The organism is Sorangium sp. So ce367 (assembly GCF_051520455.1).
Taxonomy (GTDB): Bacteria; Myxococcota_A; Polyangia; order Polyangiales; family Polyangiaceae; genus Sorangium; species Sorangium cellulosum_B.
Genome location: NZ_CP150334.1, coordinates 6,398,026 through 6,421,071 on the forward strand (window position 1 = coordinate 6,398,026; position 23,046 = coordinate 6,421,071).

A 23,046-nucleotide genomic window follows, 5' to 3' on the forward strand; every position below is an offset into this window, starting at 1 on the left:
CATGGACCCGCGCGTCTCCTCGAGCCCCGCGGCGAGGCCGCCCCGCGCCGCCGCCCGGGAGCCCGGCCCCCCCGCGCCGCCGCCGGCGCTCTCCGCCGCGGGGATCACGAAGCGGTTCGGGCCGCTGCTCGCGCTCGACGACGTCTCGCTGCGCCTCGCGCCCGGGAGCTTCCACGCGCTCCTCGGCGAGAACGGCGCCGGCAAGAGCACGCTGGTCAAGTGCATCATGGGCTATCACCAGGCCGACGCCGGCGAGGTGAGGGTCGGCGACGCGGCCCTGTCCATCAGGAGCCCGCGTGACGCGCAGGCGCTGGGGATCGGCATGGTCTACCAGCACTTCACCCTCGTGATGAACATGACGGTCGCCGAGAACCTCGTGCTCGCGCGCGCGTCGCTCCCCCTCGTGATCGACTGGCGCAAGGAGCGCGAGGCGATCCGCGCGTTCATGGAGCGCATGCCCTTCCGGCTCGATCCGGAGCGGACCGTCCGCGCGCTCGCCGCGGGTGAGAAGCAGAAGCTCGAGATCCTGAAGCAGCTCTACCTCGGCAGCAGGATCGTCATCCTCGACGAGCCGACCTCGGTCCTCACGCCCGGTGAGGCCGACGAAGTGCTCGGGATGCTCCGGTGCATGGCCGATGAGCACCGGATCAGCGTGCTCATGATCTCGCACAAGTTCCGCGAGGTGACGGCGTTCGCCGACGAGGTCACGGTGCTGCGGCGCGGCCGGGTCGCCGGCCGGGGCAAGGTCAAGGACCTCACGCCGGCGGCCATGGCCGAGATGATGGTCGGCGCGCAGCCGGCGCAGGTCTCCGCGGCGCGCGGCGACGCGCCCGCCGGGGAGCCGATCCTGCGCATCGAGGGGCTCGCCGCGAGCGACGATCGCGGGCGGCCGGCGCTCGACGGCGTGACGCTCACGGTCCATCGCGGCGAGATCGTCGGGATTGCCGGTGTCTCCGGCAACGGGCAGGAGGAGCTCGTCGAGGTCCTCGCCGGGCAGCGCGCCGCGCGGCGTGGCAGCGTGCTCGTCCATGGCGAGCCGTACGGCGCCGCGCGCGCGCAGATCCATCAGCACCGGGTGCGTTGCCTGCCCGAGGAGCCGCTGCGCAACGCCTGCGTCCCCGCGATGTCGGTCGCCGAGAACATCGGGTTCCGCGTCTTCGACAGGCCGCCCTTCACGAGGCTCCGCTGGGGCGTGAGCCGGGCGGCGCTCAGGCGGTCGGCCGAGCGCCTCGCCGCGGAGTACGCCATCAAGGCGCCCTCGGTCGACGCCCCGATAGGCAAGCTCTCCGGCGGCAACGTGCAGCGCGCCGTCCTCGCGCGCGAGCTCGGCATGGACGAGGACATCGAGCTCCTCGTCGCCGCAAACCCCTGCTTCGGGCTCGATTTCGCGGCCGTGGCCGAGATCCGCTCCCGCATCCTGAAGGCGCGCAACCGCGGGACCGCCGTCCTCCTCGTGAGCGCGGATCTCGACGAGATCTTCGCCATGGCCGACCGTGTCCTCGTGATGAGCGAAGGCCGCATCGTCCACGAGTCGCCGATCGCTTCGGCCGACGTCGCGGAGATCGGCCGCGCGATGGCGGGGCACCGATGACGGTGCGGCCCCTCGAGATCGCGGCGAGGCCGTACCCCTTCCGCGTCGCCGATCGGGACGCCGTGGCGCTGCTCGTCATCGACATGCAGCGCGACTTCCTCGAGCCCGGCGGCTTCGGCGCGGCGCTCGGCAACGACGTCAAGCGGCTCCAGCGCATCGTGCCGACGGTCCGGCGCGTCCTCGACGCGTTTCGCGACCACGGCCTGCCCATCATCCACACGAAGGAGGGTCACAGGCTGGATCTCTCGGACTGCCCCCCTGCGAAGCGGAGCCGGGGTGCTCCTGGGATGCGGATCGGCGATGTCGGGCCGATGGGGCGCATCCTGGTCCTCGGCGAGCCGGGCAACGACTTCGTGCCCGAGCTCGCGCCGGCGCCCGGGGAGCTCGTCGTACCGAAGCCCGGAAAAGGCGCATTCTACCGGACGGGCCTCGACGCCAGGCTGGCGGCGCTCGGCGTCTCCCACCTGCTCATCGCCGGCGTGACGACCGAGGTCTGCGTCCAGACCACGATGCGTGAGGCGAACGATCGCGGCTATGAATGCCTGTTGATCGAGGACGCCACCGAGAGTTATTTCCCCGAGTTCAAGGCGGCGACCCTGGAGATGGTCCGTGCCCAGGGCGCGATCATCGGCTGGACCGCCCCCGCCGCCGCCGTCCTAGAAGCGCTCTGATCGACGCCCCTTCCAGAGCGGCTGCTCGATACCGCTTCCAGAGCGGCTGCTCGATACCGCTTCCAGAGCGGTGGTCACCCGCACAGGAGACGGGCCCAGATCGGCGTTTTCGGCGCGGAAGCGCACTCCCGTGCGCTGAGCACCGAAAACGTCGAGATGGGCCCGTATCCGAAGCGGGTGGCCACCGCTCTAGTGGGTGGAGCCGAGAGCGCCGGCTACGAGGTAGTCCATGCTCTCGAGCGCGATGTCGGTCTGCTGCTGCGCGACGGAATCGGCGATCACCACCTTGCCCTCATTGTTCATGATGGGCCCCTGGAAGATGGTGAGCGTGCCCTCCGTGAGCTTCGCCTTCGCCTCATCGGCCTTCTTCTTCGCCTCATCGGAGACGGCGGGGCCATACGGTGACATCTTGATGTACCCCTCCTTGAAGCCGCCGCGCAGGAGGTGCGGATAGGGCTTCCCCTCACGGATGAACGTCATGTAGTCGGTGTAGACCTTGGACCAGTTCCACTCGGCGCCGGTCAGGTACCCCTTCGGGGCGAGCGTCGCCTGGTTCGTGTGGTAGCCGGTGCTGAACGCGCCGCGCCGCTCCGCGAGCTCGATGATCACCTTGGGCGAGTCCACGTGGGCGGTCAGGACGTCGACGCCTTGATCGATGAGGCTGTTGGCCGCCTCCGCCTCCTTGACGGGCATCGACCAGTCGCCGGTGAAGATCACGGCCGTCGTCACGCTCGGGTTCACGCTCCGGGCGCCCAGCGTGAAGGCGTTGATGTTGCGGAGCACCTGTGGAATCGGCTTCGCCGCGATGAACCCGAGCTTGCCGCTCTTCGTCGTCATCCCCGCGACGACGCCGGACACGTACTCGGCTTCGTCGATGTAACCGAAATAGCTGCCGACATTGCTCGGGTGCTTCGACCCGTCGTAGAGGCCGCCACAATGGAGGAAGGTCTTGTCCGGAAACTTCTCCGCCACCTTGAGGATGTGCGGCTCGAAGTAGCCGAAGGACGTCGGGAAGATCACCGTCGCGCCATCGAGGTTGATCATGCTCTCGAGCGTCTTCTGCACGGCGACCGTCTCGGGGACGTTCTCCTCCTCACGGGTCTTCACGCCGGCCAGCTTGGCGAGCGCGGCCGCCCCCTCGGCGTGCGCCTGGTTGTAACCGTAGTCGTCCCTGGGGCCGACGTAGATGAAGCCCACCGTGAGCGGCTGATCGCTCGACCCCTCCTTGCTGCAGCCGGCCGACGGCAGGAGCGAGAGCGAGAGGAGCAGTGGACGGAGGATGGCGAGGAAGCGCTGTCCCCGCGCCACGCCGGCCGCGGGGAACACGGCGAACAGAGGAGTTCTCGGTGTGCTCTTCACGCCATGGATGTGTAACCGACTCCTCATTTCTGGAACTTTTCCCACGCATGAATTTTGCGCGTTTCGCGTGATTGCCGTTGAGCGCGCACCGCGCGCTGTGGCATGGTTCCATCAAGACTGGAGATTCGCGATGACAGCTACACTTCCAGCAGCGACGCGGGATTTCGTGCCTGTGCAGTTGCCATTCATCATTGCGAATGTGGCAACGATGGCCGCTCATCCGGAGTCGGTCCCCTGGCGGCGCCTCCGGGAAGGCGTCGAGATTCACCGCCTTTACGGCAGCAGCGACGCAGGCGCCTCCGCCGCGCTCCTGCGCTACGCGCCGGGGGCATCCGTGCCGCAGCACGTCCATCGCGGCCATGAACACATCTTCGTGCTCACAGGCTCGCAGTCGGACGAGCGCGGGCACCACCGCGCCGGCACGCTCGTGATGAACGCCCCGGGCAGCCGCCACAGCGTCTCGAGCGCCGAGGGCTGCATCGTCCTCGCGATCTGGGAGCAGCCCGTCGTCTTCATCTGATTCCTCTTCCTATCTGATGTAAGCGCGCCGCCCGAGACCACGCCGGCCTGACCTGGGTCCGGGGTACGATATCGCCGCAGGCACGTCCTCACCCGACCGTGAGCGTGCCCCCGGCGCTCGCTTTCTCGGGGCACAGAGGTTCAGGTACGCTGCGCTTTGCCGTAGGCTGGACGCTCATGGATTCACGCGGGAAATCGCTCCCTCCGGGGCCGCTCGTCACGGACGAGGACATCCGGGAAGAGCTCCGGCGGCTGTTCGACGCCGGTCCCGACTCGGGGCTCGTCATCCGGGTCTACGGCGAGCCGGGCGAGGGGGCGGCCGCGGCGGACGCGTTCCGCGAGATGTTCGCGTCGCTGCGGATGTACGAGGGGAAGCCGCAGGACCAGCCGCTGGAGATCCTCGTCGACGCGCCGAGCAAGGCGCACATCGCGCGCGCGCTGTCCGTGCTGGGCCACAAGCAGCACCAGAAGCGGATCCTCGATCACATCCTCACCACCTTCGGGCGCCGGCTGATCGACCCGCTCGCCGAGATCCTCGACACGACCCCGACCGGCTCGGTGACGGCGCGGCTGACCATGCTGCGGGACATCTTCCTCGCGCACGTCGCGGATCTGCGGATGACGCCGGAGTCGCAGCAGATCCTCTCGAGCGACCTGCGCAAGCTCCTGAGCGACGACTACCTGGTGATGGTGGCGGAGAACGAGGAGCGCGTGCAGCGCCCGCGCGTGGCGATGCTCGCGCAGCAGATCCTCCGGCTCGTCGGCTCCACGTTCCACAACGCGCTCAAGCGGTGGCCGGCGCACGCCGAGCAGATCGCCTCGTCGATCGCGCGGCGGAGCCCGAAGAAGGTCCGGCTGAGCGAGGTGCCGAAGCTCATCCGCGGCCAGATCACCGACGGCATCGAAGAGTTCCTGTGGATCGAGACGAGCGCGGACATCGAGGGCGCGCTGCGCCCGATGCTCGCCGAGCACCAGGACGTGATGCCCGTGACGCAGGCGACGCTCGACCGATCGACGTACCGCGAGTTCGCGGACGCCTGCTGGGCGATCATCGCCGAGCACTGCTGACGGCGGGGCGAGCGCTGCCGGATCACCGACCCCGCCGCGCTGCAGGCTGAGATCCATCACGTCCTGGTCGCTTCGCTCACCGCTTTACCGCGTGTCCCGCTCGATTCGTCTGGAGGGAGAGAGACCCCCGCCGGAGCAGGCCCCCGAGCGCGCCGCGTCGGGAATGATTTCCGCCTCCCGCTGTTGTAAGGGGCCGCTGGCGCCTGGGCCGCCGCGCTCTGCGGCGTCCGAATCGCCGGCGCGGAGAGCTTCTTCCCTTCGCGGAGGGGTGCACGGCCGTGATCGAAATCAGCGACCTATACAAATACTACGGCGACCGGAAGGCCATCGGGCCCCTGTCGTTCTCGATCGAGGCGGGAGAGATCGTCGGTCTGCTCGGCCTGAACGGCGCGGGCAAGACGACGACGCTCAGGATCCTCGCCTGCGATCTGCTCCCGTCCGCGGGCCGTGTGCTCGTGGACGGACTGGATGTCGTCGACCACCCCCACGAGGTGCGGTCCCGCATCGGATACCTCCCCGACAGGCCGCCGCTCTACGACGAGATGAGCGTGCGCGCCTTCCTCCACTTCGCCGCGCGCCTGCGCGGCGTCGACGCCGGCGCGGCTGACGCGCGGGTGGCCGAGGCGCTCGCGGTGACGCAGCTCGACGACGTGGCCGCGGATCCCATCAGCTCGCTGTCCCACGGCTTCAAGCAGCGCGTCGGCATCGCGCAGGCGATCGTGCACAAGCCGCGGCTGCTCGTCCTGGACGAGCCGATCAGCGGGCTGGATCCCGTGCAGATCGTCGAGATGCGCGCCCTGCTCCGGAGCCTGCGCGGCAAGCACACCATCGTGCTCTCCAGCCACATCCTCTCCGAGATCAGCGAGACGTGCGATCGCATCCTCGTGATCCGGGACGGCGAGATCGGCGCGCAGGGGACCGAGCAGGAGCTCTCGGCCAAGCTGCTCCACGGCGTCCGGGTCGAGCTCACGGTGCGCGGCCCCGAGGGCGCGGACCGCGGCGAGGCGGCGCGCGCGCTCGAACTCGCGCGCGCGGTGGAGGGCGTCACGTCCGTCGAGCAGCTCACCACGACCGAGCCGGGGGGCGACGTCGTGAGCTTCGCGGTCGAGGCCAACCGCGACGTGCGCGCGGCGCTGTGCGCCGAGCTCGTGCAGGCGGGCATCGGCATCCTCGAGGTGAAGCGGAGCGAGCGCGAGCTCGAGTCGGTGTTCCTGCGGCTCGCCTCGCGTGGGGCGCCCGGGGCGAAGGACAGGTCCGCCGCGGCCGGCAGGGCGAGGGCCGGCGGCGACGCAAGGAAGGCCCCTGCGGAGGAGCAGGCGGAGGAAGGCGAGGGCGAGACATGAGAGGGACATTGCTCGTCGCGCGGCGGGAGCTGTCCGCGTACCTGAGATCACCGCTCGGGTACGTCGTCGCTGCCGCTGCGCTGCTCATCGACGGCATCTACTTCCATGTCGCGGCGCTCGGCTCGGGCGCGCGGCTGTCGGCGGAGGTGCTGCTCAAGTTCTTCGACGGCACGGCGTTCATCACGATGGTCGCGGCGCTCATCCTCTCGATGCGGCTCATCGCCGGCGAGCGCGAGAGCGGGACGCTCATCCTGCTCAAGACCGCGCCCGTGCGCGACGGCGAGATCATCGTCGGCAAGTTCCTCGCCGCGCTCGCGCTGGTCTCGTTGATGACGGCGATCACGATCTACATGCCGCTGCTCATCTTCGTGAACGGCAAGGTGTCCGTCGGGCACATCCTTGTCGGCTACTCCGGGGTGCTGCTGCTCGGCGCCGCGTCGCTCGCGATCGGGCTCTTCGCCTCGACGCTCGCGGCGAGCCAGGTCATCGCGGTCATCCTCGGGGCGGCGATCATCGGGACGCTCGGCTTCCTGTTCCTCGTCGCCCGCGTGACGGAGCCGCCGCTCAACGACTTCGTGAGCGCGCTGAACCTCTACCCGCTCAACCAGAAGCCGTTCCTGAACGGCGTGCTCCGGCTGGAGAACGTCGTGTACTACGTCGCGGTCGCGTACTTCTTCCTGCTCGCCGCGACCCACACCCTGAAGGCGCGGAGGTGGCGGTGAAGGACAAGCAAGCTCAGGCCGACGAGGCCGAGATCCGCGGCGAGGGAGCGGGCTCCGCGCCCCTGCCGGACGCAGGGCGAGAGGCCCCGCCGGCCGGCGAGCCGGCGCCCGCCGCGCCGCGCGAGGCGCCCGCGCTCCGCGCCGGGGGCTGGATGGTCCCGGCGTACGCGGGCGCGCTCCTCGCCCTCTTCCTCGGCGAGCGCGTGGTGCCCACGATCGAGTGGCTCCGCTATGCCCTGTCGGGGCTCGGGTTCTTGACCCTGGTCCTCGTCACCGCGCTGCGCTTCGCGACCGCGGTGCGCGAGTCGGGCGAGCGCCGCGCGGTCGAGCGCGCGCTCGCGATCCTGTCGGCGCTCGGCGTCGTCGCGGTGGCGGCCTACTTCACCACGACCGACGCGGGGCAGGCCATGGTCGGCGTCTCGCGCGCCGCGCCCGAGCTGCGCGGGCGCATCGACGCGGCCACGACGGTCGCCTGGGTCGCGCTGCTCGTCATGGCGACGGTGCCGCTGTTCTTCGGCGAGGCGGCGCTCGCGCCGATGCGGCGCGCCGAGCGCATCGAGGGCCGGCGGGTGCGCGCCGCGACGCTCTCGGGCCTGACGCTCGGGTTCGCCGCGGTCTACTCCGCGCTCTTCGTGTTCGCCGCGAGCAAGCTCGATCTCAAGGCGGACTTCTCGTACTACCGCACCGCCCGCCCGGGCGAGTCCACGAAGCGCGTCGCCGAGAGCCTGACCGCGCCGCTCAAGATCACGGCCTTCTACCCGCAGCAGAACGAGGTCGGCGCCGAGGTGGAGGGCTACCTGCGCGAGGTGAAGGCGGCGTCGCCGCAGATCACCGTGGAGGTGCAGGATCGCCTGCTCGTCCCCGCGCTCGCCAAGGAGGCGAAGGTCACGCAAGACGGTGTCATCGTGCTCTCGCGCGACGGCTCGCGCGAGACGCTCACCGTCGGCTCCGACATCAAGAGCGCGGGCGCCAAGCTGAAGAGCCTCGACGCCGACTTCCAGAAGGTGCTGCTCAAGGTGATCCGGCCGCAGCGCACCGCCTACCTGACGGTCGGCCACGGCGAGCTGAACGAGTCGGCCAGCGCCCCCGAGGGGCGGACGACCAAGAACCTCCGCAAGCTGCTCGAGTCCCAGAACTACGTCATCAAGGACCTCGGGCTCGCCCAGGGGCTCGGCAGCGAGATCCCGAAGGACGCGAGCGTCGTCATCGTGCTCGGCCCGCAGAAGGCGTTCCTCCCGGAGGAGGTCGCGGCGCTCAAGCGGCACGCCGATGAGGGCGGGCACCTCCTGCTCGCGCTCGATCCGGACGCCAAGGTCGATCTGGATCCGCTCGCCGGCGCCGTGGGGCTCACGTGGAAGCCCGAGGTCCTGGCGAACGATCGGGTCTACGTGCGGCGGCGCTACAACGACTCGGACCAGGCGATGCTGGTCACGACGCGGTACTCCTCGCACGCCTCGGTGTCGACGCTGAGCCGCCACTCGCAGCAGGCGCCGACGATCTTCCCGGGAGCGTCGTCGCTCGACAAGCGCGAGGACGGCGGCCTCAAGATCGACTTCGTCGTCCGCTCGCTGGGCGAGACGTTCGCCGACGCGAACGGCAACTTCAAGTTCGACGAAGGCGGCGAGAAGCGCAGCGTCTACAACCTCGCGGCGGCGGTCTCGAAGGAGCTCGCGCCTGGCGGGGACGACAAGGAGAAGAAGGAGCTGCGCGCGTTCGTGGTCGCCGACGCCGACGTGTTCAGCGACGCGGCGTTCAGGAACGAGCCCAACATCGTGCTCGCGCTGGACGCGCTCCGGTGGCTCGGCGGCGAGGAGAGCTACGCCGGGGAGATCACGACGAGCGAGGACGTCCGGATCGAGCACACGAAGGAGAAGGACCAGGTGTGGTTCTGGGCCACGATCCTCGTGGCGCCGGCCATGGTGCTGGGTCTCGGGCTCTTCATCACGCGCCGCGGGCGGCGCGCGAGCGGGAGGCGCGCATGAGGTTGGAACGCAGCTTTTTCGTGCACCTCGGCCTTCTTGTGGTCGCGGCCTTGTCCGCGGTCCTCGTCTGGACGCGCGACGAGAAGGCGGCCGCCCTCTCGGTCGCGGACGTGACCGTCTGGACCGGCCGGGCCGACGACGTCGAGCGCATCGCCTTCGAGGGGAAATCGAAGACGGTCGTCCTCGAGGCGAAGAAGGACAAGGAGGGCCGCTACTTCGTCGGCACGGCGGAGCGCAAGACGACGCCCCCGGCCGAGAAGCCGAAGGACCCGCACAACCCCGACGACGGGGCGCAGGACGACGAGCCGCCCGCGGAGGCTGAGCCGACGGTCAAGACGACGACGTTCGTCTCGGTGGCCGCCGGCAACAAGCTCGCCGAGGCGATCGCGCCGCTGAAGGCGCTGCGCTCGATCGGCCGCATCGCGGACGACCGCGCGGCCGAGTTCGGGCTGGCCGAGCCCGAGGGCACGCTCACCGTCAAGCTGCGCGGCGCCGAGCGAAAGCTGGTCCTCGGCGGCGCGACGCCCGGCGGCGCGGACCGGTACGCGCGCGACGAGGCCACGGGCGAGGTGTACGCCATCAAGGGCGACATCTACCGCGATCTCGACACCGCGGAGTCACGCCTCCTGGAGCGGGATCTGCACGAGTGGAAGGACGTCGATCTCGCCAGGGCGCGCGTCATCGCCGGGGACAAGCGCCGCGAGGTCGTGCGCAGCGGCGACGAGGGCAAGAAGTTCTGGGCCGATCCGGCGAGCCCCGAGCAGAACGACGAGACGGTAGGCAACTGGATGAGCAAGCTCGACCGTCTCCGTCCGACCGAGTACGTGGCCGTTGCCCCGGAGCAGAAGGAGGTCGTGGTGCGGATCGAGTACACAGGCCGCTCTGGCGACATCGGCTTCGCCGAGCTCGTGAAGGGCCCCCCCGGGGCGAGCGGCAAGCCCGACTATTTCCTGGTCACGGAGCGCACCCGCCTCTACGGCAAGGTGCCGGTAGGCGTCGCTGAGCAGGTCGAACAGGACGTCGGCGCCGTCGTCAAGTAGCCCTTGCGCCTCGCGACCGCGCCGGAGCAGCCGCCCGGCGCGGTCGGCGCGGTCAGCCTTCCGCGAGGCGCCGGCCGCGTCCTGCGGCGCAAGCTGTCTCCCCCCGGTCGCTCTTTACTTGCCGTACCGGGTCCGGTCCTGCAACGCTCGGGCGCAATGTTCTTCCGACGATTGCCTACCCTAGCGCTGAGCGCTGCGGCGGCGCTCGCGACGGCGTGCGGTTCGCCGCCTCCACCGCAACCCGTAGCGCCGCCGCCGGCCGTGATCGAGGCGCCTCCGCCTCCGCCTCCCCCTGCTCCGAAGCCCTGCAAGGCGCTCGACGAGCAGTGCCAGGCAGAGGCATCGACCCGGGCGAAGATCGCCCAGAGCTCACTCGTGTTCACGCCCGCGAAGGGCTGGACCTATGCCCAGGCGGAGAGCGCCACGATCGCGCAGGCCGCGGACGAGGGCCCGGCTTTCGCGACGGCGCAGATCGACGCGGGCGAAGGCAAGCAGGCCATCGAGAAGCGCGACGCCGCGCTCGAGGCGCTGGCGCGCGAGATCAACGTGACCTTGCCGAAGAAGAAGGTGAACTGGAAGAAGCCCGACGACATCAAGGACGTCGCCGGGCGGAAGATCGGCCTGTGGCAGAAAGAGGGCGCGACCCGCGGGGCCAGGAAGGGCCCGCTGCTGATCTTCGGCGACGCCGGGAAGGACGGGGAGATCGTGCTGGGGCTCGGCTTCGTCCCCGAAGACGACAACTCCGGCGCCGACGAGACCATCCTGCAATCGATCGAGTCGATCTCGGTCGCGGCGGAGTGATCGCGTGACGGCACCGAACGTCGCGCCGGGCAGCGTCATCGCGGGGAGGTTCTCGGTCCGCTCGCTCCTCGGCTACGGGGGCGCGACGGCCACCTTCCGCGCGGTGACGGCGCAAGCGCGCGACGTCGCCATCAAGCTGTACTCGCCCGTCGTCGGTCAGCGCGCGGACGCGATGCAGCACCTCCAGCGGTACGTGGCCGAGACGAACAGGCTGCCGCCAGAGCTCGCCGCGCACATCCTCGAGGCCGGCTACGACCCGGCGACGGCCGCGCCCTTCACGGTGACGGACATGATCCCGTTTCCGTCGCTCGCCGAGCTCGCGCGTCGCCGGCCGATGGGCTTCGAGGAAGTCGGCTCGATGCTCCGCTCTCTCGCGGCGGTGCTCGACGCTGCCCACGCCCGCGAGGTCCCCCACCACGGCCTCAAGCCGACGAACCTCTTCATCGACCCGAGCGCTCCGGGCAGCGTGAAGCTCACCGACTTCGGGCCGTCCCTCGCGCGGAGCATGGTGCCGACGCAGGAGGGGTACCTCCTCTCCGCGCCGTGGCTGGCGCCCGAGCAGCTTCAGCCGGGCGGCCAGGCGGGACCAGCCGCCGACATCTTCTCCGCGGCGCTGGTCTCTTTCTTCGCGCTCACGGGCCGCTCGTACTGGCGTTCCTGCCAGGGTCAGGTCGACGTCCAGGGCTGGCAGCGCGAGCTCATGGCGCCGCGCCTCGCCGCGTCCGTGCGGGCCGCGGAGCTCGGCGTCCCGCTGAGCCCTGTGCTCGACGGCGCCTTCGCGCGCGCGCTGGCGCACGATCCGCGCGAGCGCTTCCGCTCGGCGAGCGAGCTCGCGGCCATGCTCAGCGGCTTCTCGGCGGCCGCGATCGAGGTGGGCTCGACGCTCGCTCTGTCTCCTTCGGTGAACGAGGCGGTCGCGCCCGCGCCGCCGGCCGTCGCGGTCACCGCGGCGAGCGCGCCCGCGCCCTTGCCGCCCGCCGACGCCACGCAGCTGGTGCCCTCGCCGTTTTCACCCTCGCCGCAGCCGTCGCACGCGCCGTTTTCGCCCTCGCCGCCGCTGGCGCCCTCGCCGCAGCCTTCTGCCGACGCGCCCGCCGGACAGGCGCCGTCGCCTTCGGCCCAGAGCCAGACCGCATCCCGTCGAAGCGGCGTTCCCGCGCTGACGGCGGTCAGCACCGCGCCCCGGTCGCCGTGGGGCAAGGCGGCCTCCCTGATGGTGGGCATCGTTGGTGTGCTGCTCGTCGGGGGCACGGCCGCCGCGTGGTACGTCCTGGACCGCAAGGACAAGGCGCAGCCGAGCCCCAGCGCCTCGACCAGCGCTTCCGCGGCGGCTCCCCCCGCGCCATCGGCCGAGCCCGCTCCGCCGGAGCCAGCCCACAGCGCGCCGGCCGCTGACGCCGGGACCCCGACCGCCGAGCCCCCGATCGACGCCGGCGCCTCGACCGACGCCGGCGTGGCGACCGACGCGACGGTGAAGATCTCCTGCAAGCCCGTCGCCTGCGAGGAGATCACCATCGACGGCAAGGTGACGCAGGCCCCGGAGGTCGAGCTCGGGCTCACCCCTGGGGTTCACAAGGTGAGCGTCAAGCGAACCGGCTACTTCCCGCGGAGCCTGAGCGTGGTCGTCAAGGCCGGGACGCCGCTCGTGCAAGAGTTCCAGCTCACCGAGATCCCCCCGGCTCAGCCAGCGGGGCAGCCGGCGAGCAAGCCTTGCGGCAAATTCCTCAAGCGCTGCAAATAGCCGTCTTGCGCGCGCTCACGCGCGAGGGTGCGCCCGACGGTACGCGGCGCGCACGTGGTCGTCGGCGAGGTGCGTGTAGATCTCGGTCGTCACGACGTTCGCATGACCGAGGAGCGCCTGGACGCTCCGGAGATCCGCGCCCCCCTCGAGCAGGTGCGTCGCGAACGAGTGGCGGAGCTTGTGCGGCGAGCTCGGCTTGGCGATGCCCACGGCGCGCGCGTATCCGCCGAGGAGCTTCCACACCGCCTGCCTGGTGAGCGGCCCGCCGCGCGGCGAGAGGAACAGCACCTGGCTCGCCGCGCTGCGCGGGTGCGTCGCGCGCAGCTCCAGGTAGGCGTCGATGGCCGCGAGCGCCGGCTCGCCGAGCGGCACGAGCCGCCGCTTCCCCCCCTTGCCGAGCGCCATCACGATCCCTTTGCGCCGGTCGATGTCCGCGAGCTTGAGGCGCACCACCTCGCTGACGCGCAAGCCAGCCGCGTACATCACGTGGAGCATCGCGCGATCGCGCAGCCCCTTGAACGTCCCTTGCTCGGGCGCCTCGATGAGGAGCGCGATCTCGTCGAACGAGAGCACCTTGGGCAGCCGCCGCCCGACCCTGGGTCGCTCGACCAGCGCGCACGGATCCCGCTCGATGCGGCGCTCGCGGAGCAGGAAGCGGATGAACCCGCGGACCGCGGAGAGGTGGCGCGCCGCCGAGCTGGCGCTGATGCCCGCCTGGCCGAGCGCGACCAGGTAGGTGCCGATCAGCGCCTGGTCGAGCCCGTCGACGGTCGTGACGCCGCTCGCCTCGGCATGGGCGACGAGCTTGGCGAGATCATGGCCGTAGGCCTCGAGCGTCAGGGACGCCAGAGCCCGCTCGACGCGAAGGTGATCCAGGTAGGCGTCCACCCAGGTCGCAAGGTCCACGGCCAACGGTACGTCGAAAGCGGCGAAGCGCGCCAGAAAGCCGGGCCGGAGCGGATCGACCCAGAACGCCCCGAACGGCAATACGTCTTCCTCCCTTCCGGCGTTTCACCTCCCCGTCCTGGTTCCAGCCGGACGCGGAATGCGTCACAGTGGGCCCCGTGGTGTCAGCCTTCGAGGTCATCGAGCCCCGCGGAGCGGAAAGCCCGGTCCTCGTCGAGGTACCGCACGCGGGCGTCCACGTGGACCCAGAGTCGCTGTCCTGGACCATCGCGCCGGCGCGCAGCATCGGGCGCGACGCGGACCTGTACGTCGACGCGCTCTTCCAGGACGCTCCGGCCGAGGGGGCGACGCTCCTCTTCTCCAGGATGAGCCGGCTGGTCGTCGATCTCAACCGGAGCGAGACCGACTGCGACGGCGACGCGGTCGAGGGCGGCGGCCGGGCGCCCTACCCGCGGGGGCTCATCTGGCGCATGACCACGGACGGCGAGCCCATCCTTGCCGCTCGGCTGCCCCGGAAGGAGGTAGAGCGCCGGCTCGACCGCTTTTATCGCCCCTACCACGGCGCCCTCAGCGCGCTCCTCGCCCGCAAGCGCGAGCGCTTCGGCTTCGCGATCCTCCTCTGCGCGCACTCGATGCCGAGCCAGGGCCGCCGCGGCCACGCGGAGGGCGCGATCGCTCGGGCCGACATCGTCCCCGGCACGCGCGGGCGGACGACCGCCGCGAGCGCGGTGATCGACGTGGTCGATCAGCACGCGCGCGCCTGCGGCTTCTCCGTGCGCCATGATGACCCCTATAAAGGGGGCTTCAGCACCGCGCACTACGGCCAACCGCACCGTGCCGTCCACGCCGTGCAAATCGAGATTGCACGCCGGCTGTACATGGACGAGCAATCCCTTGCCATGGATGGGCAAGGATTCCCTGCCGTGCGAGACTTCGGGCGCACCCTGGTCGCGCGGCTCACCTCAGCCGAGCTGCTCGGTCAGCTCCGCAGCAGCCCTCCCTTCGACGCCCGTGAGATCTGATCCAGCTCCATCAATGGAAAAGCCTTTCGGAGAGGCGAGCCGCGACCGCCCGCCAGCGAGCCGTCGCGCGATCGCCGACCGGGAAAAGGCCGCGCCAGCCCAGCCGGAGGGCGCCCCAGCCGGCGACAGCCCGGCCGACCCCGCCCAGGAGGGACCGGCTGCGGCGTCGATCAGCGTCGCGCCGGTCGATCGGCGCCCAGAGTCGAACCCGGCCATCCCGATCGAGGTGGCGCCCCCGAGCACGCGCGAGCACGTCACCAAGCCGCTCCTCGCGTCCGAAGCGCTCATGGAGGACCTGGCGCCGATGCGTCCAGCGCAGGACGCGGCGCGGATCTGGTGTGCTGCGGTGGGCGCCGGCTTCCTTCTGCTCGGCGGCCTGTCGATCGCTGGGCTCCGCCCGGACGGCGTTGTCGCGGGGCCACCGGCGTTCGTCCTGGGCATCGTCGCGCTGTTCACCGCGCTCACGTCGGTGAGCTACCGGCAGCGCGCCGTCGCCATGGTGGTGCTCGGGGCGATCGCGACCGTCCTCGGCCTCCAGAGCTCGGGGACCGCGGTTGGCTGGGGAACCGCCCGGGCCATCGCGGCGATAGCGCTCCCGGCGGCGCTCGTCTTCCGGTCTCGCTACAGGGCCTACAGCGGCGCGCGGTGGCTGCTCGTCGCCGCCTTCCTCGTCACGCTCCCATCCTTCGGGCATGCGATCGGACAGCTGGCTCTGCACGACCCGCACCTGGGCCATCTCGGCGCCTTGCTGGTGATCCTGGCGGTCCTGTCCAGCCTTACCGGGTTCATGGGTGCGGAGACGACGGGCGCCGGGTCGATCCTTGCCGTCGCTGTGGTGCTTGCCTTCACGGCCGACCTGGTCGTTGGCAGGCTCGCGCATCTCGACACCTTCTCGCCCCGGGACATCGTCATCGTGCTCTCCGCGGGCCTTGCGTTCGCGGCGACGTCCGCCATCACGAGCCTCGGCCTCTTCCAGATCCTGGCCTGGCGCCTGGCAGCCGACGCCCGGCGTATCGATCTGCACTCCCGCCGCCCCGAGAACGAGAAGGACGGGCGGGATCGGCGTCCGCCCTCGGGCGGCGAGTGGCTGACCTAGGCCGCGCGTCAGCAGGCGCGTAAGGCGTCGGGGACACCGAGGGGAGGGGCTCGTCCGGGCCGGCTTGCGACCCGCGCTTCCCCATCCCGTTCTGCGTCCGGCCGGCGTCAGCGCGCGCTCAACCCCTCCGACAGAGATTTCCAGCCAGCGGCCGCGATGAACCCCCCGGAGGACGCTTGACATGTCCCCCGGCTTCCTTCACTTTCCCGCGCTCCCGAGCCCCCCTGCTCCCCCGCGCAGGGCGTGCGCCCGGCCAGCTGGTTCGATTTACGGTCGGGGCACCGACGCAGGGCCCCTTCCAACCGAGGACGTCATGGCGAAGAGCGACATCACTGGGAAGCGGAAGCTTCTGGCGCAGAATGTCTCCCACTCCAACATCAAGACGAAGCGCTGGCAGCTCGTGAACATCCAGACCCGGCGCGTCTGGGTCCCCGAGCTCAACCGCTTCGTGAAGCTCAACCTCACGACGCGCGACATCCGCACGATCGACAAGATCGGCGTTGTCGCCTACGCGAAGCGCTACGGCGTCGCGCTCTAGGCCCAGCGTCAGCGCGCCGGCCGGCCTGAATGTCGGCCGCCGCTTCGCGGCTGGATGCGCGCCGCGCTCTGTTCTCCCCCTCTCGGGGTTCACCTCCATCCATCTCCGGCCCTGGAAGTGCCGCGTGCGTGACGGCACGCGGCGCATGCAGCCAGTGCGAGCTGGCAGGCGTCGGCCGCGGCCGTAGCACACGTTGCGCAGCGGCTCGCTGTACCTCGCTGCCGCCTCGGCGCGCCTCCACGGCGCCCTCGATGGCCCGCGTCGCGTCGGCTGACGGAAGCCGCATGGCCGGCCGATCTCCGCTTCGGCCGACCGACGTCCGTTGCGCTCACCCCTCCGCTGGCTGCGTCCCTGCCCCCGCCATGAAGCCGGCTGCGAGGTTGGCCGTGCGCGCGTCGCGCTCGTCGCGCAGGACGGCGATGGCGGCGCTGGCGCCCTGCTGCGTGCGGACATCATGAAGGGCAGCTTCGAGCGCGTTGCCGCCGAGGAGCGCGGTGAGGACGCTCACCTCGATCGTGGGCTTGCCTGCGAGCGCGATCGCAGCCCCGAAGGCGCCGCGCTGGAGGATCCCGATCGGAGCGGCCGCGGGCAGTGGCGTGCCGGGGGCGAGGCGCGTGATCCCGCGGCGCACCGGGACGGCGTCGCGGCCGAGCACGATCTCGAGCTCGGGGACGGTGATGCCATCGTCGGTGCGCGTGTAGGCGAGCGCTGCGACCGTGCCCCAGCCGTCGCAGGCGACGATGGCGTCCGTGGGTCGCGCCACATCCCCTACCGGCCACGGCGCCTGGAGCGCGGTCGCCCCCTCCGCGATCGTGGTCGACGCGGCTTCCACCTCGGCGGGCACCGCTTCGGCGATGTCTTCGGCGGTCAGCGTCCCCCCTGCGACCGCCCCGCCGACGGCCAGCAGCGCCCGCTCCACGTCGCGCGCCCGGAGCGCCACCGCGCCGAGCGAGCCGACCTCGCGGAGCAGCGCGGCGCGCCCGGTCGCGCCGGCGCGCTCCGCCGCGACCACACCGGAGCGAACCAGCTCACGGAGCCGCGCCCGTCCGAGATAGCCATGCAGCAGGACCAGCATGCCGAGCGAGCGCGGAACAGCGACGTGCGCGGCCTCCGGGACGCTCTGCCCATCGACGAACCCGCGCGGCCGCGGCGCGCCGCGCCCAGGCTGGATCGCCCGTCCATCGAACGCCCTCGCGCCGACGCCGACGCCGGCCGCCAGCGCGACGGCGGGCGCGAGCAGCACGTCGGGCTGCGCGCCAGCTGCAGCGAAGAAGCCGGCGACGATCGCGTCGATCGCGCTGCCGGAGGACTCGAGCGCGGCCCGCGCGGCCGAAGCCGCAAAAGCGTCGCTCGCGGTGGCTGCCGCGCCGCGGATCACTGCTCCTCGTCCTCGGCGACGAGGGTGCTGGGCATGGGCATGGTCGGCCTTACCACAGCCGACGCCGTCGAGCGATCGGGCGTGCGCGCGAGCGCCGCCGCGAGCAGCGACTTGATCTGCGGCGCGCGGTCTCCCTCGACGACCAGGAACACCTCACGCCGTCCGCGCAGGCGCTCGGCGACCCGCTCGAGCGCGGCCGCTCCCATCGACGAGGACCGCCCGAGCGCGCGCAGCCGTGTATAGACGATCGGCCCGGGCGGCGGCGCGTCGCGCGCCACGTCGAGCACCGGGATGACCTTCGCGGCGCGCGCGGTCGCGACGATGTCGTCGCGCTCCCAGATGCCGGAGGGCTCCCAGCAGCGCACGACCCCTTCGGCGGGCAGGCGCTCGAAGAGCGCCGCGAGCTTCTTGCGGTTGCTCGCCGTCGGCCGGAGCGACGCCGGCGTCTGGAGCAGGACGCACCGCGCCTCCAGCACGGCCGCCACCTCGAGCGAGGCCGAGAGCGCCTCGTCGAGGTCGCGCCCGCCGGCGAGCTCGCCGACAACGCGCGGCAGCACCACGCTGAAGACGAAGCCCGGCGGCACCGCCTTGCGCCATTTGCGCAGCGTCGTCGCGCGAGGCAGCGACGTATCGAGCGGGCGGAGCTCGACCAGATCGAAGCGATCTTTGTACTTCTGGATATCGCCCTTGAGCGAGGGCAGTCCGACGAGGAGGCGGGCCATCAGCGCGGACTCTTAACCCACCTTGCGCGCCGATGCAGCGCGTGCCCGACGGCGGCGCGATTTCTCATTTGAGGAGCAAAATCCTTGATTTATTCGAAGTGGAACCACTGCGTCGGGTTGTCCCGGAGGAAACGCTCCATCTCCGCCGTGATCTGCCGCGCTGCCACGTCGAGCTCGGACGATCCTGGCTTGCGGGGGAGCGAGATGGGCGGCGCGATGCAGATCTCGTACTCCATGAAGCCGGTCCGCCGCGTGAACACAGGGACGATCGGCGCGCCGCTGACCGCCGCCAGCTGAAGCGGGCCCTCCGGGACGCGCCAGGGTCGCCCGAAGAGCTCGACGTCGCGCCCGCGCATCCCGGACGGAAGGCGATCGATCTGGATGGCCACGACGCCCTGCCGCCTGAGGTGCGCGAGCAGCGGGAGCACCGCGAGCGGATCGTCGGCAACGTGCTGCATCCGTACGCCGACCCGATCTCGCGTGCCGTCCTGGATGGCCTGCGCTCGCTCGTCGCGCTCGCGCTGCATCACGATGAGCACGTCGGCCGCGTGCACCGATCGCAGCAGCGGCGCGGCGGCCTGCCAGCCGCCGGTATGCGCCGTGACGACGATCACGCCGAGGCCCCGCCGGAACGCGTTCGTGAAGTGCTCGTCGTTCACGCACAGGCCGGTGAGCCGATCGGGCCGGCTGCTGCCCGCGATGAACGCGTCCGTGAGACAGCTGGCGAAGTTGATGAACACCCGGGCGACGTCGCGGTACTCGTCGAGCGTCCCCCGCTCGCCCAGCGCCAGCTGCAGGTTCCTGCGCACGGCCCTCCGCTGCTCCGGCAACACCGCCCCGACGACGAGCCCGAACAACGCAGGGCTGTGCCGGACGAGGAGGTCCGGGCCGTAGGTCACCCCAGCGTCGACCGCCCGCCGCCAGAGGACGGAATCGTGCCGGCGTAGATCGTCGAGGAGCGCTCGGAGCCTGGAGGGGAGATCCACGTTGGTGCTCGTGCGCGCGGCGCCTTGCCGGCGCACACCGTAGCGGATCATCGGGCCCCCGCGAAGAGCGCCCGAGCACCGCAGCGCTCCCGCGCCGCGTTCGATCGCGGCGGGCGGCGCGCCTCAACCTGCACCGGGATCCTCGTTCGGCCCGTCGGGCCTCGGCGCGCCCGGGCTCGCCGGCTCGCCGCCCGCTGCGTGGCTCATCCCCCACGCCGCGACGGCGCGCACCGAGGCGTCGTCATGGGCGAGCGCCGCGACGAGCGCGCGCTTCGCGCTCGCTGCCGCCGCGCCCTCTGCGCCGCTCGCCAGCCGGTTCGCAGCGACGATCGTCGCGTTTCGGGCGAGCCCGCCGCGTCGCGCGCGCCGGACCGGCGTCCCGACGGTCAGCGCGTCGAACGCTTGCTCGTCGAGCGCCACGAGGTCGTCGACGTCCCGCGCTTCCCATCGGGCCAGAGGATGGAACGGCGCGGTGCGCTCGAGGGCCGGGGGCGCGGTCCTGTTGAAGGGGCAGACCTCCTGGCAGACGTCGCAGCCGAAGAGGTGCTCACCCATGCCGGACCGCAGCGCCTCGGCCGGCGCGTTCCTCTGTTCGATCGTCAGGTACGCGATGCAGCGCCGCGGATCGAGCACGAACGGCGCGTCGAACGCCTGCGTCGGGCACGCGTCGAGGCAGCGCGTGCACGATCCGCAGCGCTCCGCGATGGGCACGTCGGCGACGAGATCCAGCGTGGTGACCACCTCGCCGAGCAGCTGGTAGCTCCCCTGCCCCGGCGTGATGATCAGCCCGTTCTTGCCGACGAAACCGATGCCAGAGCGCGCCGCCCAGACGCGCTCCATGATCGGCTCGACATCGCAGAGCGGCCGCGCGAGCACGGATGGCGCGAGCGAGCGGATGAACGCCGCGAGCCGCCGGAGCCGCCGCTTCAGGTGGTTGTGATAGTCCTGCCCGCGCGCGTACCGCGCGACGCTCTGCGCGAGCGGCGGGTCGCGCCGCTCGCTCTCCGTGGGCCGCGCATACCTGCGGCCCACGCACACGACCGAGCGTGCTCCTTCGAGGATCGCGCTGGTGTCCAGCCGGCGCCGCTGCTCCGCGTATTCCGCGAGGTAGCCCATCTCCCCGTGCATGCCGCGCGCGACGAACTCCAGGTACCGTGCGTGCTCGACCCCGAGCGGCTCGTCGGCGCGCGCGACGCCCACGACGTCGAAGCCGAGCGCGAACGCCTGCTCGCGCACCAGCCGGTCGGGCGTCGTTCGCGCCGCGCTCGCCTCCCCGGCGGTACGATCGGCATCGCGCTCGCTCATCGCAGGAGGATGGACCGGAAAGCCTCGCGGCGGTGCTGGCGCCACGCTCGACGACCGCGCGCCACGCGAGATCACCCGACGTTCCGGTCGCCGAGCAGCCGATCGAGCGTGATCGCGCACGCCGCGCGCACGCTCAGGTGGTTGTAGCCGGTGCTCGCCTCCGCCCTGATCGGCTCGATCCGCACGTCGGCATCGGCGATGACCTCTGGCGCGAGGCCCCAGCCTGTGCCGAACAGGATCACCACCGGGTCGCTCGCTTGCGCGAGGCGCGCGCGGGTCGCGGCGTAGCTCGTCACGGGGAGCCCTCGCGAGGCCGCCGCGGTCGTCCAGACCTCGACGCCGCGCCGACCTGCGCCGCTCAGCGCGGAGTACACGTCGTCCAGGCTGGGGACCACGCTCAGCACATCGAGCGCGACCGCGCGATCCGGGATCCGGCGCTTGCCGGAGCCGAGCACCCAGTGTTCCTTGATCCGCTCTGCCAACGCGCGCTGAGCGGCGACCGGATGAACGACGAAGAGCCGCTCGGCGCCGTACGTGCGCGCGCTCCGCGCCATGTCGTGCAGATCGAGGTTCGTGATCGCTGTGGTCACCGTCTCCCCGGACCGGTCGAGCACGGGGTAGTGAACGAGCGCGAGCGCGAGCCTCATCGCCGCGCCTCGCCGCTCTCGTCCGCGGGCGGCTCTCCCCCCCGCGCCTTGCGCCAGAGGTCGGGCCTGCGCTGGGCCGTCCGCAGCTCGGCCTCCGCTCGTCGCCAGCGCGCGATGGCCGCGTGGTTTCCTTGCTGCAGCACGTCGGGCACCTTGTGCCCACGGAACTCCACGGGACGGGTGTACTGCGGGTACTCCAGGAGCCCTGCCAGCGCGGGGCTGTGCGACTCGTGCTCCGCCGACACAGCGTTCCCGAGCACCCCTGGGAGCAGGCGCACGCACGCATCGATCACCGCCATCGCCGCAACCTCGCCGCCGGTCATCACGAAGTCGCCGAGCGAGATCTCCTCGTCGACGAAAGCGCGCACCCGCTCGTCGAACCCCTCGTAGCGACCGCAAACGAGCGCAACGGCAGGGCGCGCCGCCAGCTCGATGGCCTTCTCCTGACGGAAAGGCTGCCCCTGCGGCGTGAGCAGCACCCGGTGCGCGCGCGGCAGAGGCCCCGAGGACGCCGTCGCCTCGGCCCCGGGAGGCGCGCTCGACGCGTCGCCTTCGGCGGCGGCTTCGTCGAGCGCCTCCAGGCAGCGGACGATGCAGTCGACGCGCATCACCATGCCGGAGCCGCCGCCGTAAGGCGTGTCATCCACGCTCCGGTGTCGGCCGAGGCCAAACTCACGCGGGCTGCGCGTCCGCACGGCGAGCGCACCCGACGCGAGCGCGCGCCCGACCATGCCGATCGCCAGGAACCCCTCGAACAGCTCCGGAAACAGGGTGACTACGTCGATGCGCATCGAACTTGCCGAGGAGGGCTCCCTTGCGTGGAACGGCGGCTCAGACGAGGCCTTCCAGCGTCGCCAGCTGGACGACCTGCCGCTCCGCGTCCACGCTGCTGACGAAGCTCTCGGTCAGCGGGATCTCGATGGAATCTGCGCCCTGCCTCTCCACGACGAGCACATCGCAGGTCGGGTACGACTGGAGCGACCTCACGTGCCCGAGCAGATCGCCATCGGGCGTCATCACGCGCGCCCCCTCCACGTCGCAGGCGTAGAACTCGCCCTCGGAGAGCGGCGCGAACACGTCCCGAGGGACGCACACCGTCGCTCCGCGCAGGGCCTCGGCCGCGTCCCGATCGTCGATCCCGGCGATCCGCACGAGCAGCGCCTTGTCGACGGGCCGCGTCGCGACGATCTTCGCGTCCCGCGCAGAGCCGTCGGGAAGGCGCAGCCTGATCGGAGGGCGCGTGAGGAGCAGGTCGGACGCCTCGTTGTAGAGGCGCAACCGCAGCTCCCCCTGAACGCCGTGCGGACGGGCGACATCCGCGACGGGAACGTAGCGTCGCTCCACGTCGGGCTCTTCTCAGTCGAGGATGTCGAGGTGCGCGCGGCGCCCCGACTTGCTCGCGGCGGCGCTCAGCAACGTCCTGATCGACTGCGCTGTGCGCCCGTCCTTGCCGATCACCTTGCCGATATCCTCGCGCGCGACCGTCAGCTCGATCCGGGGGAAGCGGTCTCCCGCGACCTCGCGCACGACGACCCGGTCCGGCTGATCGACGAGCGCGCGGGCAACGAGCGCGACGAGATCGACCAGCGGAGACGTCGACGAGGCCATG

General features: G+C 71.4%; 23 protein-coding genes. 13 read left to right on the plus strand and 10 right to left on the minus strand.

Translation table 11 applies throughout. The features are described 5' to 3' along the window. Window position 1: 1 nt before the first annotated feature. Window positions 2-1,591, plus strand: coding sequence for an ABC transporter ATP-binding protein (locus WME97_RS24235; protein WP_437555486.1), 1,590 nt, complete (start codon window positions 2-4; stop codon window positions 1,589-1,591). Next, entirely contained in the window at window positions 1,588-2,262 is a 675-nt protein-coding gene (locus tag WME97_RS24240) for a cysteine hydrolase family protein (RefSeq protein ID WP_437555110.1), read from the plus strand. The genes WME97_RS24235 and WME97_RS24240 overlap by 4 nt, the downstream gene beginning before the upstream one ends. 189 nt (window positions 2,263-2,451) lie before the next feature. Here the strand turns inward: WME97_RS24240 and WME97_RS24245 are convergent, their stop codons facing one another. Continuing rightward, window positions 2,452-3,510 carry a BMP family ABC transporter substrate-binding protein gene (locus WME97_RS24245; protein WP_437555488.1) on the minus strand — a complete coding sequence of 353 codons (1,059 nt, stop codon included), beginning with the start codon at window positions 3,508-3,510 and terminating at the stop codon, window positions 2,452-2,454. 319 nt (window positions 3,511-3,829) lie between these two features. Between WME97_RS24245 and WME97_RS24250 the strand changes: the two genes are divergently transcribed. From WME97_RS24250 to WME97_RS24285, 8 genes are all read left to right on the plus strand, one after another. Next, window positions 3,830-4,141, plus strand: coding sequence for a cupin domain-containing protein (locus tag WME97_RS24250; RefSeq protein WP_231865009.1), 312 nt, complete (start codon window positions 3,830-3,832; stop codon window positions 4,139-4,141). 176 nt (window positions 4,142-4,317) lie between these two features. Further along, window positions 4,318-5,208 carry a hypothetical protein gene (locus WME97_RS24255; RefSeq protein ID WP_437555111.1) on the plus strand — a complete coding sequence of 297 codons (891 nt, stop codon included), beginning with the start codon at window positions 4,318-4,320 and terminating at the stop codon, window positions 5,206-5,208. A 278-nt stretch (window positions 5,209-5,486) separates the two neighbouring features. Beyond that, the gene (locus WME97_RS24260) at window positions 5,487-6,551 is read left to right on the plus strand and encodes an ABC transporter ATP-binding protein (protein ID WP_437555112.1); all 1,065 of its coding nucleotides are present in this window, start codon (window positions 5,487-5,489) and stop codon (window positions 6,549-6,551) included. Next, complete coding sequence (locus WME97_RS24265; RefSeq protein WP_437555113.1) at window positions 6,548-7,273, plus strand: ABC transporter permease; 726 nt, start codon at window positions 6,548-6,550, stop codon at window positions 7,271-7,273. The genes WME97_RS24260 and WME97_RS24265 overlap by 4 nt, the downstream gene beginning before the upstream one ends. Continuing rightward, a complete protein-coding gene (locus tag WME97_RS24270; protein ID WP_437555114.1) occupies window positions 7,270-9,255 on the plus strand; it encodes a Gldg family protein in 1,986 nt (661 codons plus the stop codon). The genes WME97_RS24265 and WME97_RS24270 overlap by 4 nt, the downstream gene beginning before the upstream one ends. Further along, window positions 9,252-10,295, plus strand: a complete 1,044-nt coding sequence (locus tag WME97_RS24275; RefSeq protein ID WP_437555115.1) for a DUF4340 domain-containing protein — start codon at window positions 9,252-9,254, stop codon at window positions 10,293-10,295. The genes WME97_RS24270 and WME97_RS24275 overlap by 4 nt, the downstream gene beginning before the upstream one ends. 261 nt (window positions 10,296-10,556) lie before the next feature. Further along, complete coding sequence (locus WME97_RS24280) at window positions 10,557-11,096, plus strand: hypothetical protein (protein ID WP_437555116.1); 540 nt, start codon at window positions 10,557-10,559, stop codon at window positions 11,094-11,096. A 4-nt stretch (window positions 11,097-11,100) separates the two neighbouring features. Beyond that, complete coding sequence (locus WME97_RS24285) at window positions 11,101-12,837, plus strand: serine/threonine protein kinase (protein ID WP_437555117.1); 1,737 nt, start codon at window positions 11,101-11,103, stop codon at window positions 12,835-12,837. 15 nt (window positions 12,838-12,852) lie between these two features. On the opposite strand, the gene xerD is transcribed toward WME97_RS24285, so the two are convergent. Beyond that, window positions 12,853-13,824, minus strand: a complete 972-nt coding sequence (gene xerD / locus WME97_RS24290; RefSeq protein ID WP_437555118.1) for a site-specific tyrosine recombinase XerD — start codon at window positions 13,822-13,824, stop codon at window positions 12,853-12,855. A gap of 77 nt (window positions 13,825-13,901) precedes the next feature. On the opposite strand from xerD, the gene WME97_RS24295 reads away from it, so the two are divergent. From WME97_RS24295 to rpmB, 3 genes are all read left to right on the plus strand, one after another. Further along, complete coding sequence (locus WME97_RS24295) at window positions 13,902-14,765, plus strand: N-formylglutamate amidohydrolase (RefSeq protein WP_437555119.1); 864 nt, start codon at window positions 13,902-13,904, stop codon at window positions 14,763-14,765. Between the two features lie 13 nt (window positions 14,766-14,778). Continuing rightward, complete coding sequence (locus tag WME97_RS24300) at window positions 14,779-15,861, plus strand: hypothetical protein (RefSeq protein WP_437555120.1); 1,083 nt, start codon at window positions 14,779-14,781, stop codon at window positions 15,859-15,861. A gap of 313 nt (window positions 15,862-16,174) precedes the next feature. After that, window positions 16,175-16,399, plus strand: coding sequence for a 50S ribosomal protein L28 (rpmB, locus tag WME97_RS24305; RefSeq protein ID WP_012237062.1), 225 nt, complete (start codon window positions 16,175-16,177; stop codon window positions 16,397-16,399). Window positions 16,400-16,727: 328 nt separating this feature from the next. Here rpmB and WME97_RS24310 read toward each other — a convergent pair whose 3' ends face one another. The 8 genes from WME97_RS24310 to WME97_RS24345 form a co-directional block, all read right to left on the minus strand. Next, a complete protein-coding gene (locus WME97_RS24310; RefSeq protein WP_437555121.1) occupies window positions 16,728-17,777 on the minus strand; it encodes a hypothetical protein in 1,050 nt (349 codons plus the stop codon). Next, entirely contained in the window at window positions 17,774-18,499 is a 726-nt protein-coding gene (locus WME97_RS24315) for a DUF72 domain-containing protein (RefSeq protein WP_437301456.1), read from the minus strand. Before WME97_RS24315 ends, WME97_RS24310 begins: the two co-directional genes overlap by 4 nt. 89 nt (window positions 18,500-18,588) lie before the next feature. Next, complete coding sequence (locus WME97_RS24320) at window positions 18,589-19,536, minus strand: lysophospholipid acyltransferase family protein (protein WP_437555122.1); 948 nt, start codon at window positions 19,534-19,536, stop codon at window positions 18,589-18,591. A gap of 72 nt (window positions 19,537-19,608) precedes the next feature. After that, window positions 19,609-20,790, minus strand: coding sequence for a tRNA epoxyqueuosine(34) reductase QueG (gene queG, locus WME97_RS24325; protein WP_437555123.1), 1,182 nt, complete (start codon window positions 20,788-20,790; stop codon window positions 19,609-19,611). 71 nt (window positions 20,791-20,861) lie between these two features. Next, complete coding sequence (locus tag WME97_RS24330; protein ID WP_437555124.1) at window positions 20,862-21,437, minus strand: RNA methyltransferase; 576 nt, start codon at window positions 21,435-21,437, stop codon at window positions 20,862-20,864. Next, window positions 21,434-22,228 (minus strand): tRNA (guanosine(37)-N1)-methyltransferase TrmD, encoded by a 795-nt coding sequence (gene trmD, locus WME97_RS24335; RefSeq protein WP_437555125.1) that lies wholly within the window; start codon window positions 22,226-22,228, stop codon window positions 21,434-21,436. The genes WME97_RS24330 and trmD overlap by 4 nt, the downstream gene beginning before the upstream one ends. Window positions 22,229-22,268: 40 nt before the next feature. Further along, window positions 22,269-22,781: a ribosome maturation factor RimM gene (gene rimM / locus WME97_RS24340; protein WP_437555126.1), complete on the minus strand. Its 513-nt coding sequence runs from the start codon at window positions 22,779-22,781 to the stop codon at window positions 22,269-22,271. 12 nt (window positions 22,782-22,793) lie between these two features. Beyond that, entirely contained in the window at window positions 22,794-23,045 is a 252-nt protein-coding gene (locus tag WME97_RS24345) for a KH domain-containing protein (RefSeq protein ID WP_012237070.1), read from the minus strand. Window position 23,046: the final 1 nt, after the last annotated feature.